The organism is Microbulbifer variabilis (assembly GCF_020524905.1).
GTDB lineage: Bacteria > Pseudomonadota > Gammaproteobacteria > Pseudomonadales > Cellvibrionaceae > Microbulbifer > Microbulbifer variabilis_A.
Map to the genome: position 1 here is coordinate 1 of NZ_JAIVKI010000013.1, position 16,048 is coordinate 16,048.

Annotated in this window: 18 protein-coding genes and 3 tRNA genes; 12 read left to right on the plus strand and 9 right to left on the minus strand. The window is 53.0% G+C overall.

Going from position 1 to position 16,048, the window contains the following annotated elements:
• Window positions 1–27: 27 nt before the first annotated feature.
• From LC073_RS14465 to LC073_RS14505, 9 genes are all read left to right on the plus strand, one after another.
• A complete protein-coding gene (locus LC073_RS14465; RefSeq protein ID WP_226647964.1) occupies window positions 28–381 on the plus strand; it encodes a hypothetical protein in 354 nt (117 codons plus the stop codon).
• A gap of 62 nt (window positions 382–443) precedes the next feature.
• Entirely contained in the window at window positions 444–1,289 is an 846-nt protein-coding gene (locus LC073_RS14470) for a DUF2303 family protein (protein WP_226647965.1), read from the plus strand.
• A 59-nt stretch (window positions 1,290–1,348) separates the two neighbouring features.
• Complete coding sequence (locus tag LC073_RS14475) at window positions 1,349–1,618, plus strand: hypothetical protein (RefSeq protein WP_226647966.1); 270 nt, start codon at window positions 1,349–1,351, stop codon at window positions 1,616–1,618.
• Between the two features lie 195 nt (window positions 1,619–1,813).
• Window positions 1,814–1,954, plus strand: a complete 141-nt coding sequence (locus tag LC073_RS14480; protein ID WP_226647967.1) for a hypothetical protein — start codon at window positions 1,814–1,816, stop codon at window positions 1,952–1,954.
• Window positions 1,941–2,387, plus strand: coding sequence for a hypothetical protein (locus tag LC073_RS14485; RefSeq protein WP_226647968.1), 447 nt, complete (start codon window positions 1,941–1,943; stop codon window positions 2,385–2,387). Before LC073_RS14480 ends, LC073_RS14485 begins: the two co-directional genes overlap by 14 nt.
• Window positions 2,388–2,484: 97 nt before the next feature.
• Entirely contained in the window at window positions 2,485–3,036 is a 552-nt protein-coding gene (locus LC073_RS14490; RefSeq protein ID WP_226647969.1) for a hypothetical protein, read from the plus strand.
• On the plus strand, window positions 3,033–3,719 hold the full coding sequence (locus LC073_RS14495) for a hypothetical protein (RefSeq protein ID WP_226647970.1): 687 nt from the start codon (window positions 3,033–3,035) through the stop codon (window positions 3,717–3,719). Before LC073_RS14490 ends, LC073_RS14495 begins: the two co-directional genes overlap by 4 nt.
• 69 nt (window positions 3,720–3,788) lie before the next feature.
• A complete protein-coding gene (locus tag LC073_RS14500) occupies window positions 3,789–4,007 on the plus strand; it encodes a DUF4224 domain-containing protein (RefSeq protein WP_226647971.1) in 219 nt (72 codons plus the stop codon).
• 47 nt (window positions 4,008–4,054) lie between these two features.
• Window positions 4,055–5,077 carry a tyrosine-type recombinase/integrase gene (locus LC073_RS14505; RefSeq protein WP_226647972.1) on the plus strand — a complete coding sequence of 341 codons (1,023 nt, stop codon included), beginning with the start codon at window positions 4,055–4,057 and terminating at the stop codon, window positions 5,075–5,077.
• A 36-nt stretch (window positions 5,078–5,113) separates the two neighbouring features.
• On the opposite strand, the gene LC073_RS14510 is transcribed toward LC073_RS14505, so the two are convergent.
• The 3 genes from LC073_RS14510 to LC073_RS14520 form a co-directional block, all read right to left on the minus strand.
• Window positions 5,114–5,189 (minus strand) — tRNA-His (locus LC073_RS14510).
• 115 nt (window positions 5,190–5,304) lie between these two features.
• Window positions 5,305–5,381 (minus strand) — tRNA-Arg (locus LC073_RS14515).
• A gap of 18 nt (window positions 5,382–5,399) precedes the next feature.
• A tRNA-Pro gene (locus LC073_RS14520) sits at window positions 5,400–5,476 on the minus strand.
• 340 nt (window positions 5,477–5,816) lie between these two features.
• Between LC073_RS14520 and folD the strand changes: the two genes are divergently transcribed.
• Genes folD through LC073_RS14535 form a run of 3 tightly spaced genes read left to right on the plus strand, consistent with a single transcriptional unit; the run spans window position 5,817 to window position 8,378 of the window.
• On the plus strand, window positions 5,817–6,662 hold the full coding sequence (gene folD, locus LC073_RS14525; protein ID WP_226647973.1) for a bifunctional methylenetetrahydrofolate dehydrogenase/methenyltetrahydrofolate cyclohydrolase FolD: 846 nt from the start codon (window positions 5,817–5,819) through the stop codon (window positions 6,660–6,662).
• Complete coding sequence (gene rsuA, locus LC073_RS14530; protein ID WP_226647974.1) at window positions 6,655–7,359, plus strand: 16S rRNA pseudouridine(516) synthase RsuA; 705 nt, start codon at window positions 6,655–6,657, stop codon at window positions 7,357–7,359. The genes folD and rsuA overlap by 8 nt, the downstream gene beginning before the upstream one ends.
• A 38-nt stretch (window positions 7,360–7,397) precedes the next feature.
• Window positions 7,398–8,378: a methyltransferase gene (locus tag LC073_RS14535; protein ID WP_226647975.1), complete on the plus strand. Its 981-nt coding sequence runs from the start codon at window positions 7,398–7,400 to the stop codon at window positions 8,376–8,378.
• A 101-nt stretch (window positions 8,379–8,479) separates the two neighbouring features.
• On the opposite strand, the gene LC073_RS14540 is transcribed toward LC073_RS14535, so the two are convergent.
• The 6 genes from LC073_RS14540 to LC073_RS14565 all read right to left on the minus strand — a co-directional run bounded on the left by LC073_RS14540 (window position 8,480) and on the right by LC073_RS14565 (window position 15,978).
• Window positions 8,480–8,935, minus strand: a complete 456-nt coding sequence (locus LC073_RS14540; protein ID WP_152453116.1) for a hypothetical protein — start codon at window positions 8,933–8,935, stop codon at window positions 8,480–8,482.
• 140 nt (window positions 8,936–9,075) lie between these two features.
• Window positions 9,076–9,822: a methyltransferase domain-containing protein gene (locus LC073_RS14545; protein WP_226647976.1), complete on the minus strand. Its 747-nt coding sequence runs from the start codon at window positions 9,820–9,822 to the stop codon at window positions 9,076–9,078.
• Window positions 9,822–10,295 (minus strand): GAF domain-containing protein, encoded by a 474-nt coding sequence (locus tag LC073_RS14550; protein ID WP_226647977.1) that lies wholly within the window; start codon window positions 10,293–10,295, stop codon window positions 9,822–9,824. The genes LC073_RS14545 and LC073_RS14550 overlap by 1 nt, the downstream gene beginning before the upstream one ends.
• Before the next feature lie 141 nt (window positions 10,296–10,436).
• Window positions 10,437–10,892 (minus strand): hypothetical protein, encoded by a 456-nt coding sequence (locus tag LC073_RS14555; RefSeq protein WP_226647978.1) that lies wholly within the window; start codon window positions 10,890–10,892, stop codon window positions 10,437–10,439.
• Window positions 10,893–11,078: 186 nt separating this feature from the next.
• Window positions 11,079–12,281 (minus strand): Wadjet anti-phage system protein JetD domain-containing protein, encoded by a 1,203-nt coding sequence (locus LC073_RS14560; RefSeq protein WP_226647979.1) that lies wholly within the window; start codon window positions 12,279–12,281, stop codon window positions 11,079–11,081.
• A gap of 52 nt (window positions 12,282–12,333) precedes the next feature.
• Window positions 12,334–15,978 (minus strand): ATP-binding protein, encoded by a 3,645-nt coding sequence (locus tag LC073_RS14565; protein ID WP_226647980.1) that lies wholly within the window; start codon window positions 15,976–15,978, stop codon window positions 12,334–12,336.
• Window positions 15,979–16,048: the final 70 nt, after the last annotated feature.

Sequence of the window (16,048 nt, forward strand, 5' to 3'; positions counted from 1 at the left end):
CTACTTTAAAAAAACTTGGAGCATCCAATGAGCACAAACGTCACCCAGCTTTTCGCCGACTTAGACGGCGGACTATTTATAGAAAAACTAGCTCACACCCTCAGTGAAGTAGCCGGCGCTGTCAGCGACCACGAGAAAAAAGGCGAGGTGAATATCAACCTGAAAATGTCAACAATCAAGAACAGCGCCCAGGTCCAAATTGAACACACCGTGAAATTCAAGAAGCCGACCATGCGCGGCTCAATTATCCAAGATGACGCCACTTCTACACCAATGTACGTCGGCACCAAAGGCGCCCTAAGTCTCTACCCTGAAAAGCAGCCACCGCTGTTTGACCAAGAGAGCAACGGCAACGTCGCCAAACTTAAAAGCAACGGCTAAGCCTTAAAACCCATTTCTTTCAAACCCAAGTCAAACCTAAAAAAGAAAAGAAGGATTTACCAATGACCATGGATCAAAGCGCAGTAAAGGAAATTAAGCAATGCCAAACTGTAGCAACACTCGATGCCGCCATTCACGGAAAACAGCTCCAAACGCCAATTTTGGCTGCGCCCATAGACTTCAAGCTGCACGACCTCGAGGGTTATTTGCCTGGCAGAACCCGCCTGCGAGGCGCAATGCACACAACTGCTTTGAAAGATTTTATTGAGTACTCCCTCGGGCATCACTGTGCAGGTTCTTCAGCATGTTTTGTCAATCCTGAGAGAATGTCTGCAGAAACAATTTTTAACCTGGGTAATAGCACCCAACCAGGCCATGCAGATTTCTCTGCAGAAGTAGCACTTGTCAAAACTGCAGAATATCGCGCCCTGTTAGGCATCAACGGTGAAAGACTCAGTCAAAAACACCTGGCTGAATTTATGGAAGACTACACCGACAACATTGTCTGCTACTCCGCAGACGGCGAAACGATAAATAACAGCAAAGCCATCGCCGCCGTGCGTCGTCTCACTATCGAATCCTCACGCAAAGAGGATCACTCCGTTGAAGACTTTAAATCTAGCCGTAGTGCCTTGGAAAATATCGAAGCCCGCAGTGATGAGGGATTACCAGCCGGCTTTATTTTTGAGTGTGAGCCTTACAACGATCTAAAACTTAGAGCTTTTGATCTGCGCTTATCGGTAATTACCGGACGTGAAGCTCCTATGCTCAGCGTTCGCATCAAACGGCTGGAAGCCATTCAAGAAGATATGGGCAGAGAACTTGAAACCAAACTCGGCGAAGCATTCAGTTTAGATGATACAACCAGCCCAATAATAGACACCTATATCGGCACCTTCTCACCCTAACCACAAACTTAGTTGCTTCGGGCCGCAGATACTGGGCCCTAATACAGGACCAAGATCCAATGAAACCATACGCCCTATTTTACGGCGCCTACAACCTTGAGATGGGTGGCGTAATAGATTTTAAGCAGTCATACCACACAGAAAAAGAAGCCTTTGAAGTGGCAACACAAATTGCCAAAAACGATATTTTCACCAGCTGGATTCAGATATTCGACAAGAAAACAGACACCGCAAAGATTTACAGCGTGGTGGATGGAAAGTTGAAAGAACGGAAAGATAAGACTTGCCCTGCAGGGTTATTCGAAACCGCCCAGCCTCAGGCCTGCTGAAAATTAAATACTGACCTAAGCCCGCCCAGTGCGGGCTAAGTGGGTAGAGGTAATTAATAACTTAATCAGGTGGAGAACATGACAAACTTTGTTTCAGGAGTAACTCGTCATATATGCATTGATATCCAAGGCGCGTTGAGGAAATCCGACAAATGGCTAGATGGGATTTTGCAGGATGCTGAAACCGGGAGAGAAATGTCCCCAAATGAGGTACGGCATTTTCTGCGCAAACAGCAGGAGAAAGGACTTAGCTACTATAGCGGCTGCGACAACATGGACTCTACTGGGCGCTGCGCAGGACACCCACCAGAGGAAGAAAGCAGTGGCCAAGCGTAAACCCCGCAAACCCATGAGCAAGCAGGCACAACACGCCCGCCTGGTTAACCGCTGGCTGCCCGGCTTGGTCCTCACCGCCCGAAGCAGCACCGGCCTGGATACCGATGGCGACCCCATTCTCGACATCAGTCATCGACGTCAAGGCGGCGCTGTTGGTGATATTGCCCGCGCCAAGCTACAGCACGAAATCCTCAACTGGCAACACCACTGGCTGGTAACGGTTTTTGTTGAGTGCAAAACCCCAAAGGGCGAACGCTATACCGACTCCACCGAGTTCGAAGCCCGCGGAGTCCGCCTAAACGACTTGGCCGAACTGGTGCGCCCAGAGCTGGACAATATCCAAAACCAAGCCAACCCCAACCACTACAAAGACCACGGCTGGCAGGCGGAGATTCTGCCGAACCGTAAGCAAGAAAAAGGGAGAGCAGCATAATGAAGGAAAGACCTATTTTATTTAATGGGGATATGGTGCGGGCTGTTGTTTGGACCGGCTACCGCAACGCAAAACATCGACGGAATGGGGGAATGAAGTGATGACACCTGAACAGAGAGCTCATAGGGATTTTTTCCGGAAACACTCAGAGCCAACTGCAGATAAGCCGTGGTTTTCGTATAGCCCTGACGGCGACTTCTTATTTTTTTCCACTGAGGAAGAGGCCAAGGAGCATGCAGAGGGCGAGATTCCAGATTACTGCCAGGACACCTGGGATGAAGAAGTTGAAGGGGTTCTTGTGGGCAGGGTTTCGCTAGTGGCGACCCAGACCGATCTGCAGCATAGACCTCCAGAGGATCAGCTTGACGACGATGGCTGTGATGAGGATGGCAACTACTGGGATGATGGTGTCGATTATCGATGCGATTACAAGCTCCTACCCCTGGCAAGTGAAACTGAAAAAGCTGCAGAGCAGCAAGACGAGAGCCCAGTGGATGCGCTGATGAAGAAGGTTGAGTGCCTTATCACTACCTATGTCTCTGCTCGCACAGATGAGTCGAATGGAGCCCTGTTAGAGGGGCTGCAAGGGTTAGAAGATGCGAAGGAACTGTATTCAGAGCTGCGCGAAGAGCTGGAGGCACTCCTGTGATTTCACCAAAACAGGAAAAGCCGATCCTATTTAATGCCCAAGATGTGCGGGCAATTCTGGATGGCCGCAAAACCCAGACGCGCAGGCTTATAAAGCCACAGCCATTTAATGGTGTAAACGATGAGGAGGCTATCAAGCAAATGGGTGGTTTACCTGCTGGCCGCTCCTTATATCAGGAGATCAACAGTGCCTGGCAAAGCGGGTTTGTAGATATTAATTGCTCCTACGGTGAACCCGGTGACCGCCTATGGGTGCGTGAGACATTTGGTTATGAGGTTCGCTCATTGGGAGGCTCGCCACATGAACAGATCGTCTATCGAGCCTCTAAACCAGATGCCGTGCGCTGTTATGACTGCAATGGGATGGAACAACCCATAAAGTGGAAGCCATCAATCCACATGCCCCGCTGGGCCAGCCGTATCACCTTAGAAATAACTAATGTTCGCGTTGAGCGTATTCAAGGTATCAACGGCGATGATGCCATTGCTGAGGGGATTCAATCTTGGATAGACAGCTTTAAAGCGCGGCCAACGTATCACCAGAATAGCAATTTAGGTGGTTATCCAGTTACCGCATTTAGCCGGATGTGGAAATCCATTTATGGCGACGACTACTGGGACAAAAACCCATGGGTATGGGTGATTGAGTTTCGCAGGGTTGAACGGGCAGAGGTGGCAGCATGAAAGTACAGACCGGAATTATTGAGGGTGGCATAGCCACTATGTTTGCGCGTTAGCTTACAGGAAAGGATTATGAGCGAGATACTTACCGATGCCCAGCTGCGTAGATTGACCGGAGCAAAGTCTTCTGAGTTACAGAAGTCGGTGTTAGAGGAAAATCAGATTCCTTATGTACGCCGCAGGGATGGCACACCAGTCGTAACCTGGGCCATGGTCAACCAATCCAAATTAGCTTCACGACCAAGGGGTAAAGCACTCCCTCTTGGATTTAATCTGGAGGCCGCTAGTTAATGGGGAGACTTAGAAAGCCTGAAAATATTTGGATGCCGCCCTATGTTGTGAGATACCCCCGCGGTTATCGAGTACGCAGGCGGGGATACCCAATTCAACACCTGGCCGGACCTGACGCCAGTCGTTCTGAAGTGTGGGCAGCATATGAGCGCTGGCAGACTGGCCAGAAGGTCAAAAATTCTACCGTAAATGATTTAATTGACCTCTACTTCGCATCACCCCAATACACTAAGCACCTTAAGCCCAGTACACAGCGAGACTACGAACGCTACAGCAAGCGTATTCGCAAAGTGTTCGGTGAGATGGACCCAGACAATATCACCTCCCCTATCATTCAGATGTTTTTGGATGCACGTGGGGCTGAACACCCTACAGCAGCTAATCGAGAGAAGACTTTTCTGGGAATAATAATGACCTGGGGAAAAAGCCGCGGCCTCGTGAATATCAGCAACCCATGTGATGCTGTGAAGCCAATGCCGGAAAACCCTGGAGGCCGGTATGTTGAGGACTGGGAGTATGACGCTTTCTGGGAGTTTTTAGGTGCTAAGGGGCACCTCATGCATCAGTGCGCCATGGAGATAGCCTACCTATGTGCCGCGCGCCAACAAGACGTACTTGCCCTCTCGACGGAGCATATTCAAGAGGAGGGTTTATTAATTGTTCAAGCCAAGACGGGAAAGCAACAGATTAAGTTATGGTCACCTCGGCTAAAAGATGCCGTTGAAATGGCCCTGTCTACCAATACTCAAACCAAGGTGCAGACTTCCCACATACTAAGAGGCCGTACCGGTCGCGGATATACACGCACCGGCTTCAATGCGGTATGGCAAAGGGAGCAGCGCGCAGCTCTGGAAAGTGGAGCAATCAAGAAGCGCTTTCGGTTTCATGACCTCAAAATTAAAGCAATCTCTGATTTTGAGGGTGACACTCAACGCTTCTCTGGGCATAAAACAAGGTCCATGGCTGAGCGCTACAATCGCACTCCAGACCGCGTAGATACACTCACTAAAACCAGAATTGGCACCAGGGATTGGCACCACAAGTCCAAAAACGAAAAAACCCCGCACTAGGCGAGGTTTTAAGTCCTTGATAAACAAGGAAGAATCTGGGGTGGCCGACGGGGATCGAACCCGCGACCTCAGGAGCCACAATCCTGTGCTCTACCAACTGAGCTACGGCCACCATAACAGTGATATACTTCAGCACCTTGTGGCAGTACTGATTGCCGGATATCTCTTGCAGCCAATCTGGCTTCAGACCAAGTCCTTTTTGCCAAACCAGCACCATCTTGTGAAGATGGCACGCCCGGCAGGACTCGAACCTGCGACCATCCGCTTAGAAGGCGGATGCTCTATCCAGCTGAGCTACGGGCGCAAGGTGAACCCGGAAAATTGGTCGGGGCAGAGGGATTCGAACCCCCGACATCCTGCTCCCAAAGCAGGCGCGCTACCAGACTGCGCTATGCCCCGTTTTCCCAATCATTCGCACCTCTTTGACCCTGTTAACCGCCCCGTAGGTGGCTGTGTAAGTCGCTGTAGCTGCGAAGTGCGTGCATAGTAATGATACCCCCGGCCCATGTCAACGCTTCTAAGCTATTATTTTTAAAGAAGTTTATCCTTTTGCCTATCTGGGCCCAGAAGTGGCGAAATTATTTCCAACCTGTGCGAAAATGGCGCACTTCGCGAATCCGACCGGATAAAAAGTAAGCGTTTTTAAAAATCGCCTGCTTCCGCCCTTCTATTAACAGTAGGTGCTGGAGCAGACTCCGGTCTATTAGCCATCGATTTTTTATTGTTAGAGATAGCATCTATGTCTGCACTGGTTCTGGACGGCAAGGCCCTGGCACAGAAAACTGAAGAAGAACTCTCGGCCCGGGTAGCCGTACTAAAGGAGAAGAGCGGTGGGCAAACGCCAATCCTGGCGACCATCCTGGTGGGTGATGACCCCGCTTCCGCTACCTATGTAAAGATGAAAGGCAATGCTTGCCGCCGCATCGGCATGGATTCCATGCAGGTGGAATTGCCCTCCTCCACCACTACTGAGGAGCTACTCGCCAAGATTGAGGCGCTCAACGCCAACCCCAACGTCCACGGTATCCTACTTCAGCACCCGGTGCCGGCACAGATCGATGAGCGTGCCTGTTTTGACGCGATCAGCCTGGAAAAAGATGTAGATGGCGTGACCTGCCTGGGCTTTGGCCGTATGGCCATGGGTGAAGAGGCCTATGGCTGTGCAACCCCTAAAGGCATTATGCGCCTACTGGAGGCCTATAATATCGAAATGGAAGGCAAGCACGCCGTGGTCGTGGGCCGTAGCCCTATCCTAGGCAAGCCGATGGCAGCCATGCTATTGAACGCCAACGCCACCGTAACTATCTGCCACTCCCGCACTCAAGACCTGGCCGAACATATCCGCCGCGCCGATATCATAGTGGGCGCCGTGGGCAAACCGGAGTTTATCAAGGCTGAGTGGATTAAAGATGGCGCAGTGGTTGTCGATGCCGGCTACCATCCAGGCGGTGTGGGCGATATCGAACTGGGCCCGCTGACTGAGCGCGTTGCCGCCTACACTCCAGTCCCCGGCGGTGTTGGCCCCATGACCATCAATACCCTGATCTACCAGTCTGTCGATTCCGGTGAGCGCAAGATTGGCTAGTTCTATACGATTGGACAAAGCGGTCAGCCAGGTCACCGATCTCTCCCGCTCCGATGTAAAGCGCGCCGCCTGGGCGGGGCGCATTACTGTGAATGGTGTGACAGTCACGGATGCCTCTACCAAGATACAGCCCAGTGATGAACTGTGCCTGGATGATGAGCCCCTGCATGAGCCGGGGCCCCGCTATATTATGCTGAACAAACCTTTGGGCTATGTAAGTGCCACCAAAGATGGCGAACATCCCACGGTACTGGACTTAATCGACGAGCCGAACAAAGCCAAGCTGCATATTGCCGGGCGCCTGGATATCGATACCACCGGGCTGGTACTGCTCACTGATGATGGCCAGTGGTCCCACAAGGTGACTTCACCAAACCACCATTGTGAGAAAACCTACTACGCTCTGCTGGCAGAGAAAATTGAGGAGGATGCAGTGGCAAAGTTTGCCAAGGGCATCTGGCTCAACAATGAAAAGAAAAGAACCAAGCCGGCCAAGCTTGAGATTCTCTATGCCAACGAGGTGCGCATCACCCTCGGTGAGGGCCGCTACCACCAGGTCAAGCGTATGTTTGCCGCCCTGGGTAACCGGGTAATCGAACTACACCGGGAGAGAATCGGCGATATTTTCCTGGATGAAGAACTCCAGGAAGGCGAATACCGGTTGTTAACTCCTGAAGAAATCGCTTCGGTACAATAAAGAATATGTCTTCGCTTCTCCTCCAGGAAATCTCACAGGTGCCGAGTGAAACCCTGTGGATCGCCGATGAAAACAGCAAGCCCTTGCTACAGCCGGGTTTCCACTTCGAAGGCGATCTCCTTACCAACCGCTGGGATATTGCCGAGCTGGCACAGGGTAAGGTTGGGCGCAGCTTCTATAACGACTTTCACTTTGAAGAGCTGGATCGCCGCTATCGCCGCATCGTTTATTCAGTTTCTAAAGAGAAGGCAATCGTTCACCATATCATCAATCAGGCCCCCCCACTCCTCGGTGAGGGTGGCGAACTGGTGTTACTGGGTGAAAAGCAGAGCGGCATTAAAAGCTATGCACTGAAAGTTGCGGAGCGCCTGGATAGCGGTAAGCACCTGCAAAAATGCGGTAACGATTATTGCAGCGTTAACCGAGTGGAGCATCCCCAGGGCGGAAAGCTCATCGCTGAGGAGGATTACCCGCAGCTCCGCAGTCTGCCAGAGTTAGGCGGCCTCTACAGCAAGCCCGGTCTATTCGGCTGGAACAAGATTGACAAGGGCAGCGCCCTGCTGGCCCAGCAACTCACCACCGAGCTGCCCAAGGAAAACGCCCAGGTAGTGGACCTCGGCTGTGGCTACGGCTACCTCAGCACACGGCTGGCATCACTCGGGAGCTTCCACTTTACCGCCACCGATAATAATGCCGCCGCCCTGCTCGCCTGTAAGAAAAACTTTCAGACTCTAGGGATAAAAGGGGTAGTACTGCCCTCGGATGTCGGGGATGAGCTGGAAAGCGGTGCTGCCGATCTGGTGCTGTGCAACCCACCCTTCCATCAGGGGTTCCAGGTGGAGGGCGATCTCACCGATCGCTTTCTGCAACAAAGCGCACGGTTATTGAAAATAACCGGTACGGCGCTCTTTGTGGTGAATGAGTTTATTCCGCTGGCCAAAAAGGGGCCACGCTACTTCTCTGAGGTGCAGTTGATCACCAAAGAGAAGGGCTTCTGTGTATATCGGCTGCGCCCTTAGGGCGCAGTTTGCCGACGTCCAAATAAGGCGAGCAGTCGCCAGGACAAGAAATCATGCTTTCATGACTAACGCGATCTGCAAAGTCTGCAGAATTAGCACAATCAATAGTCGCGCAAATTAAACAGATTCATAGAGAGGGTGTGCTCCTCCAACTCCTCCAGTTGCCGCAAGCGCTCAAAAGCCTCACGGGCAGAGGGTGTCTCCGCCCCCTGAGCCAGATCCCGGTATTGATCGGCCAGGTAGATTTCAATATCCATAGCCAGTTTGGCAATGTCGTCTAGATTATCAATATCAATACTGCGCAGACGTTGCAGGAACTCCTTCTCGCGCCCTTCTGGGGCAAATTGCACCCAGGTATGCAGGGCACCAGGGGGCAGGTCGGCGTGGAAGTTCTCCAGCGAGTGCTTCATGGAGTCCTCCCGTCGTCGAAGCTGATCTAGAAGCAGCTCAACCCGCTTGTTGGTGGCAAGCTGCTCATACTCTTCGTATTGCAGCGCCAATTTGGCATGAAAATCCCTTCCTTCCTGAATAACTTCCTCAACTGTTTTGTACCGCATTAACGAGCCCTGGAGTAATAAGTCGCTAATGTCAGTATAGACAGACTGTGAGAAAGGGCGCCAACAAGACCCCACAAAAAAACGACAATGGCATTTTTCTCCCTATCTAGTTTGCCGTTTGGGCACGCCAGTCAGGAAACTCAACGCAAAATTCGGTGATGGGTATACAGACGACAGCTGGATCTACTGGGGTTGATTTTGGCTGGAGCGCGGGCATTCAGTTCCGACAGGGAAAGTGTCTTTCTACTTACCGCCAGGATATGGTTTTCATATTGGGGCATATAGGCCATCCAGGCGCCACGTAGAAGACTGCGCAAAGTTTTTTGACGCCAGGCACTGCCTCGAAGCTCCTGGAGATCGCCAAAATTGCTGACCAAAACACCCTCCTTGTGCAGGAGGCGCATTAAGCTGGAACACCATTCTTGATTTGCGGGTACGGCACGCTGTGCTACCCCCTGGAAGTGACCAAACAAATCATCGATCACCAGATCAAACGGCTCATTGGAGGGGTTTTCCAGGTAATCTGTCACATACTCATTGGCATCGGCATGCACCAACTCAACATCCCTAACACCGAAGAAGCGGCGGGCTACTTGCAGGTGTACCGGGTCCAAATCCACCCCAACAATACGCTCTGCTGAGGTATAGGTCTGCAGCAGGCGAATCAGGGCACCGCCCCCCACCCCCAACAGCAATACCGAGTTGAGGCGCTTTTCCGGGAGGAAGAAAGCCGGTAGCAGAAGCAGCTCCCACAGGGAGCCCTTGAGGGGATCGCGGGGATTCCACTGGGAGTGAAAAACCCCGTTACTGTACAAGCGAACACTGGCGCCGTGGTTGCGCACCTCGTAGCAGGTGTCTCCCACCTGCTTCTGCCACAACAGCGCCATTAGCTTTTCGGCAGATCGGAGGATTTCAGCAAAACCTGGGCAAAGCCCTGTAAGCCGGCCAAGTCTTCCTGAGTAAAGCGAGCAACGGTAGGGCTATCGATATCCAGCACTCCGAGGCAGCGGCCGTAATTATCGTAAAGCGGAATAACCACTTCAGAAGCAGAAACCGCATCGCAAGCAATATGGCCGGGGAACTGATGCACATCTTCCACTAACTGGGACTCACCAGTGGATACCGCTGTGCCACAAACGCCGGCACCGACCGGAATCCGAGTACAGGCGGGCTTACCCTGGAAGGGCCCCAGGCGCAGCTCATCCTCATGTAAAAAGTAGAAACCCGCCCAGTTGATATCTTCCAACTCCATAAACAGCAGGGCGCTGGCATTAGCAGTATTGGCTAGCCAATCATTCTCCGCTGATAACAGGCCTTCGAGTTGACTATTGAGCGATGAGTAGAATTTATTTAACGACATTGGCCGGGGCGCCCCCTCACAATCAGTGGCTGTAAAACGCATTTGCCAGATACAGCAAACCCGCGAAATACCTGGCACGGTGTGCGCCAAGAGGCAGGTATTTTGCGGGCTTTACAGCAGGAATCAACCGGTGAAGGTAAATTACTGGTAGGGGTCCAACACTTCCTTGTCCGTAGACTCCTTTTGATACTGGTCTGCATCCATAGTGGGGCGCGACCACTCATCACCCTCGTTCTCACCCTGCCCTTCTCCCGAATGGATTGCAGGCGGGGCCGTAGTAACATCGGAGGCCATCAGAGCGGAGCGTTTTTGCTCGAATCGCTTTTCCGCTACGGGTTTGGGAGGCATGGACGAGTTGGACTCCCGGCGGATACGATTGGCCATAGTGGACAAATTCGGCCGGCGACGCTCTGCGAGTTTCACGGCTTCAAGCTCGCTGTTAAGTCGATTGACCTCCGCCTGCAAATCCCCCATTTGCGCCTGCAGCTCGGTAATCTGGGATAACACGCCTTTAACCTTGCGGCTTTCCTTCTCATATAAAACAGCGGCGCCGCCAAAGGCCAAAGCAAAAATGACCAAAATGGAAAACTGACGCATAGAGATCTCCAGGAACTTCCCTTGTTATTTTTAAAGGGCATTTTTACCGCATATTTCCTGCATCTTCCGAGATGTTGCGCATAAAAAACAAGCTTTAAAGCTGACTGAAGCTATTGCATGGGCCACTGAGCGAAAAAACTGTAGAGAAATTTATCGATTAGCGACAAAGGCAATCTTTCCTAAAGACTATGGAAGGGTTTCCAGTAAAGCACCTAAATTGGCAGCCTCCTGGTCCACAAAAGAAGTGGTTGCCGAGAGAGCCGGGATCAAATATTGATCCGCGTATTGGCAGCCAATCATTTCGATGGGTTTTTGCCCTAGTTTTTCTGCCAAGTCGGGGGAATGGGCCTTGCCAGTGCGAAGAGAGTCGAGCAATAAGTCATAACCGGGACGCCAACACTGCAGCTCAGGAAAGCTTCTTCTCAATGCGGCAGCGATACGCAAGCCTTCATAGTCCAGATCCCCCCAGAAAAAAACTGGCAATGGACTCGAGTCATTGCCATACCACCATTGGAGAAATTGCTGCCGAGACGCTTCATCAACCACATTAAATGTACTAAAGCGAGCAATGCCAGGATTGCGAATCCGCTCTGCACCGCCCTGATAGCCCTCGCTATACACCAGGCCCGTGCGGTTGGGCTGCAATTCCGCCAGGCTGATAAAAGTATCTTGGTTTTCTATAAAAATGACCTGCACAAATTGTTTAGGCAGGTAGGCATGGAGTAACAGTTGGCGCTCGCGGATTTTTCGGCTCAGCTCCGGGAACAAGTTACGCACCAGGGACTGGCGACTATGTAATTCAAGATACTTGGAGTCGCCTTTAAAGCAGCGCGCGGCCAACTGCCGCCAGGAGATTTGCTCAGCAAATACCAACTCCCGGCCTATAGAGGCCCAACAAGAGACCAACTCTTCAACGGAGTCGAATCCCGGCTGGAGCTCCAACCCTTCAATGGGAAAAGCAGCGGGGTTCTCAAAACGGTCGGCATAGGGTTCCAGTAAACTGGTCCAGGCAGACTGGCGCAAATTGGGGGATGGGCGATCGAGCCACAGGCGCAGCTGCTCTTCACTGGCATCCTTAAAGATCAGCTGGGCGCCCTGCCACTCTGCAATACCCGGTCGCCGTTTGGGATTCGGCTTTACCGCAAAGCATTGATACTCATTGGCGAAGTGCTGGAGCTCGCTCCAAAGTTCCTGCTCATCCTGAGTGGGGTCCCTGAGCGGTTCAAGTACTTCCTGCCAGAGTTTACTGCCTGCGCGCAAATCCAACCTGAAACTAATGCGGGCTTCCTTGCCGCGTTGCAGCTGGCTGTCCCGCCGATCCAGAATAAAATTCAGGATACCGATTAATAGCGGGTTTTCCTTTACCCAATAGGGCAATGCCTTTTCCATCGGTTGCCTCCCTGCCAATGGAGGGGTTTCCCCCGAAAAACGCCTGCTCAGTTCAATCTACTTCTACCAGGTCCATAAAATCCAGCGATGCCTGTTGGCGAATCGTGCGGCGGTGATTGGCCCAGAGTTCGGCGATACGCTCTTGGTTGCACACCTTGCGATCCACATACACCCGAGTATTCAGCTGGCCGATAGGCTTGGCACTGGGGCACTTGCTGAAGACAAACTGGTTGGAGATCAGATCCATAAAAGGCCCGGATTTACTGCTGGGCATAATAAACAGCAGCTGTAAGCCCAGCGTTTCGGTCAGGTAACGGATCACTTCCTTAGAGCGGGACTCATCCATTTTGGAAAAGGCCTCATCCACCAGCACCATTTGCAAATGACTGCCACTTTCACCAAAGCGGAAGGCGGAAGTGACCGCTGCGGAGCGGATAATATAAGCCGGGGTTTCCAGCTGGCCGCCAGAGCCGGTGCCGTACTGGCTGAGGGCAATCGGTTCCTTGCCCTCCGGTTCTTTGTAGATCTCGTAGCTGCGGTAGTTGCGGTAATCGCTGATTCGATCCAGCTCGCGCCGCGCCACCTGTTCGTCCTCACTCAGCAGCATATCCAGCAGGCGATCGCGCACTTTACGGTGCTTGGGTGCCAAATCCGTATCAAACAGGCTCTGCTCTTCACCCAGACTTGGCAGCTCGATCACCGCCTTGAAGAAGCTCCAGTACTCCTTAAATTCCGCTACCCATTGGTAGTCGAAACGGAAGCGCTCGCGATCAGCGCCGAAACGGTGGTGCTCCAGTTCTTTGTTCAGATCATCCAGCACGCGCTTACCGTCGTTGATGGACTGGTAAATAGCGTGGCACAAGTGAGTGACAAAAGTGGTGTTGAAGGATTTTTTCAATCCCAGCAGTTGATCGTGACGCTCCACCAGCAGATTATTCTTCAGCCGGTTACGCAGGGTCTCAACCTGATTGCCGAGGCCACTGATCAACTTGAACAGGTTGTCTTTATGGCCACCGCTCAGGTCTGGCTCAAACACCAGGGTATCAACGCTGGCACAAGTGGCGTTGTACTCCATGACCGCACGATCCAGCTGACGACTGTATTTTTCCAGCTGCCCCTGCCAGCTTTCAATATCCGCTGAGAAATCGAAGTTATCGGCGACGCGCTCCACCTGCTCGTCGGCAGTAACCAGCACTTTCTCGGCATCGAAAGCCGGATCGATGGCGGTAATACGCCTTACCATCTCCTCGCTGTCACTGGCGGCATCGTCCAGGGACTCCAACTCACCAGACAGGGCATACAAAAGTTTTTCGTTGCTCTTTAACTTTGTTTCCAGGGAGCCGGTTTGACGCTGGAGATCAGACAACTGCTTCTGCTGGTTTTTAAGCTGGGCTTTTAGTTCATCGACTTGCTGCTCGAACTGCTCGAAATCCTTCAGATCCAGGTTTTCCAGGGCGCGCTCGGCACTGCGCCATTCGCGCTGGGCTGTCAGTGCGGAATCCACTATGGACAACAGCTTAATATTGGCCAGCCCACGCACCGCGTTGGTGACGCGGCGGTAAAGCTGGTGGCGCTCGTTGACGTGGGCGGCCTCTTCCAGCAACTGCTCCATGGCGCGCTGCTGTGCGGCCAATGCGCGAGCGCGGGCGCCCTGGCCGAATACCAGCTCGGCATCGTCCATATCGCAGCGCCACATGCTGTAGTTGCCACTGGCCATACCGTCGGCGGTCAGGCCTCGACGGGTACCGCGCAGCTCGTGTTCATCCTCTACCTGTACCACAGCACCGTAGGAAGCGCGCAAATAGTGCTCAGCAGTTTTATGGGTGAACTCCATCAATTCGAGAATGGAGCTGGACGGTGTCTCCAGACGCTCAGCATCATGGCGGGCTTTATCCCCCTGGATCACCCGGGCGCGGTTGTTGCGCCCGGGCAGGCTGCGCACTATACGAATTGCGCGGGCTTCGTGTTCCGGCTCCACAATAATTGAGAAGCGCGCGCCGCCCAGATAGCCCTCAATCGCCATCTGCCAGCGCTCATCCAACACTTCCACATAGTCACACAGGACGCGGGGTTCCGCCTGCGAGCACTGTTCGCGAATAGCGGCCAGGGCCGCTTCTACCGATTGGGGGTAGCGAACGCGGTTGGCCTGCAAATGCTGGATACGACTTTCCTGGGTGCGCAGCTGCTTTTGCAGCTGTTGCACTTTTTGTTCCCAGCGGGAGGCCTGCTGGGCAATCTGCTCTTTGGGAGAAACCTCATCACTGGTGCCAGCTTTGCCACTGCTATCCAGCAGGTCGAAGAGGCGGTTCTGTAGGGCCTCACTGCTGGCAGCACGCTCGCGCAGGGGCTCCAGTGCGGCCAGGTCAATCCAGTCCTTACCCAGCAATTTGTGCAGGTCCGGCAGGTCTTCCTCGCGGGCTACTTGCTTGATAGCCTGCACCAGCGCCTTATCGGAGAAGGCGGGAATTTCCAGCTCGGCGGAGGTGGAGTTGAGCAGGTTTAATAATTCTTCAGCGGCCTCGCGGTTCTCACGCCAGCGGGCCTCTTCGGCAGACATGGGGGTGTGCTGCTGGGACAGAAGGCTCAGGGCATTATTAATACGCTGCTCCAGCTCGTCCTTGTTGCGCAACGCATCGATGCCCAGGCGCTGGGCCTGGAGTTCAACGAGCTGGCCATTGAGTTGCTCGACGCGCTCGGAGGCGATGCGCACTTCCCGCTCATTGTTGTCCAGATCGCTGCGCAATTTTTTCTGGTCGTTCTTGCCGCTCAGGTAACTTTTTTGTACCCGCTGCTGGCGGTGGCGCGCGCACAAATATTCCTGCACCCGCAACTGCAACCACTGCTCCCGATAGAGCTCTACGGACTGGGCAATGGCCTCTAGCGAACTGACTCGCTCCACAATATGGCGGGCTTCCTGTTCCATGCTGTGAATGGTTTTCATCAACTCGGATACCGAGCGAATAGCATCGCCCAGATCGCGCTTTTCCAACACCTCTTGGGCAACAAAATCGTTGATGCTCTTTACTGGCTTGTAGGCCATAAAGTTGGCAAAGGTGCGCGCGGCGTGCGTGGCCTCGCGATCGGAGACTGCATCGCGGCGTCCGCGCAGGGCGCCGTAAAGGCGGCGCAGGTAGGCCTTTTTCTTATCGTACTGCTCAACTTTTTCAAACTGCTTGCTTAGGACCTGGTTGAATTTATCCAGGGGCAGCAGGTGTTTGCCATCGGTGTAATCCCGAACAAAATCCCCCATCACCAACTGTTCGCCGGGGAATACAAAAAAGCGCAAATCACTCTGGCGGGCCTGGGCGGGCTTACTGCTGCTATCCAGGTGTGCGCGGATGCCCATCACTGCGGTAAAGGGCTCAGCGCTCTCTTCACCACTGGTGGGATGAAAAATACCGGCGATATAACAATCAGTGGGCTCCACACGAGCGTAGCTGCCGTCGTCACAACCCAGTACATAAGAGGCCAGGGTGCGCACCTGTTTGCCACCGCGCCCGCGCTGGGTGGTTTCATCCTGCCCTGGGTTAAAGGTAAACAGGGTGTCATGGGCGGCGGTCATCAGCGTCTGGATGGCATCGGCCGCTGTCGTTTTACCGGAACCGTTACCCCCGGAAAACAGGTTGATCGGGCCGAAATCATATTCCAACTGCGGGATATTGCCCCAGTTAATCAGGATCAGTTTTTTTAGGAACATAGTCTTTTCAAAAACACAGTCTTTTCGCAGGCGGGAACCCGACAACCTTTTGCAAGGCTCCCGGGCGCAG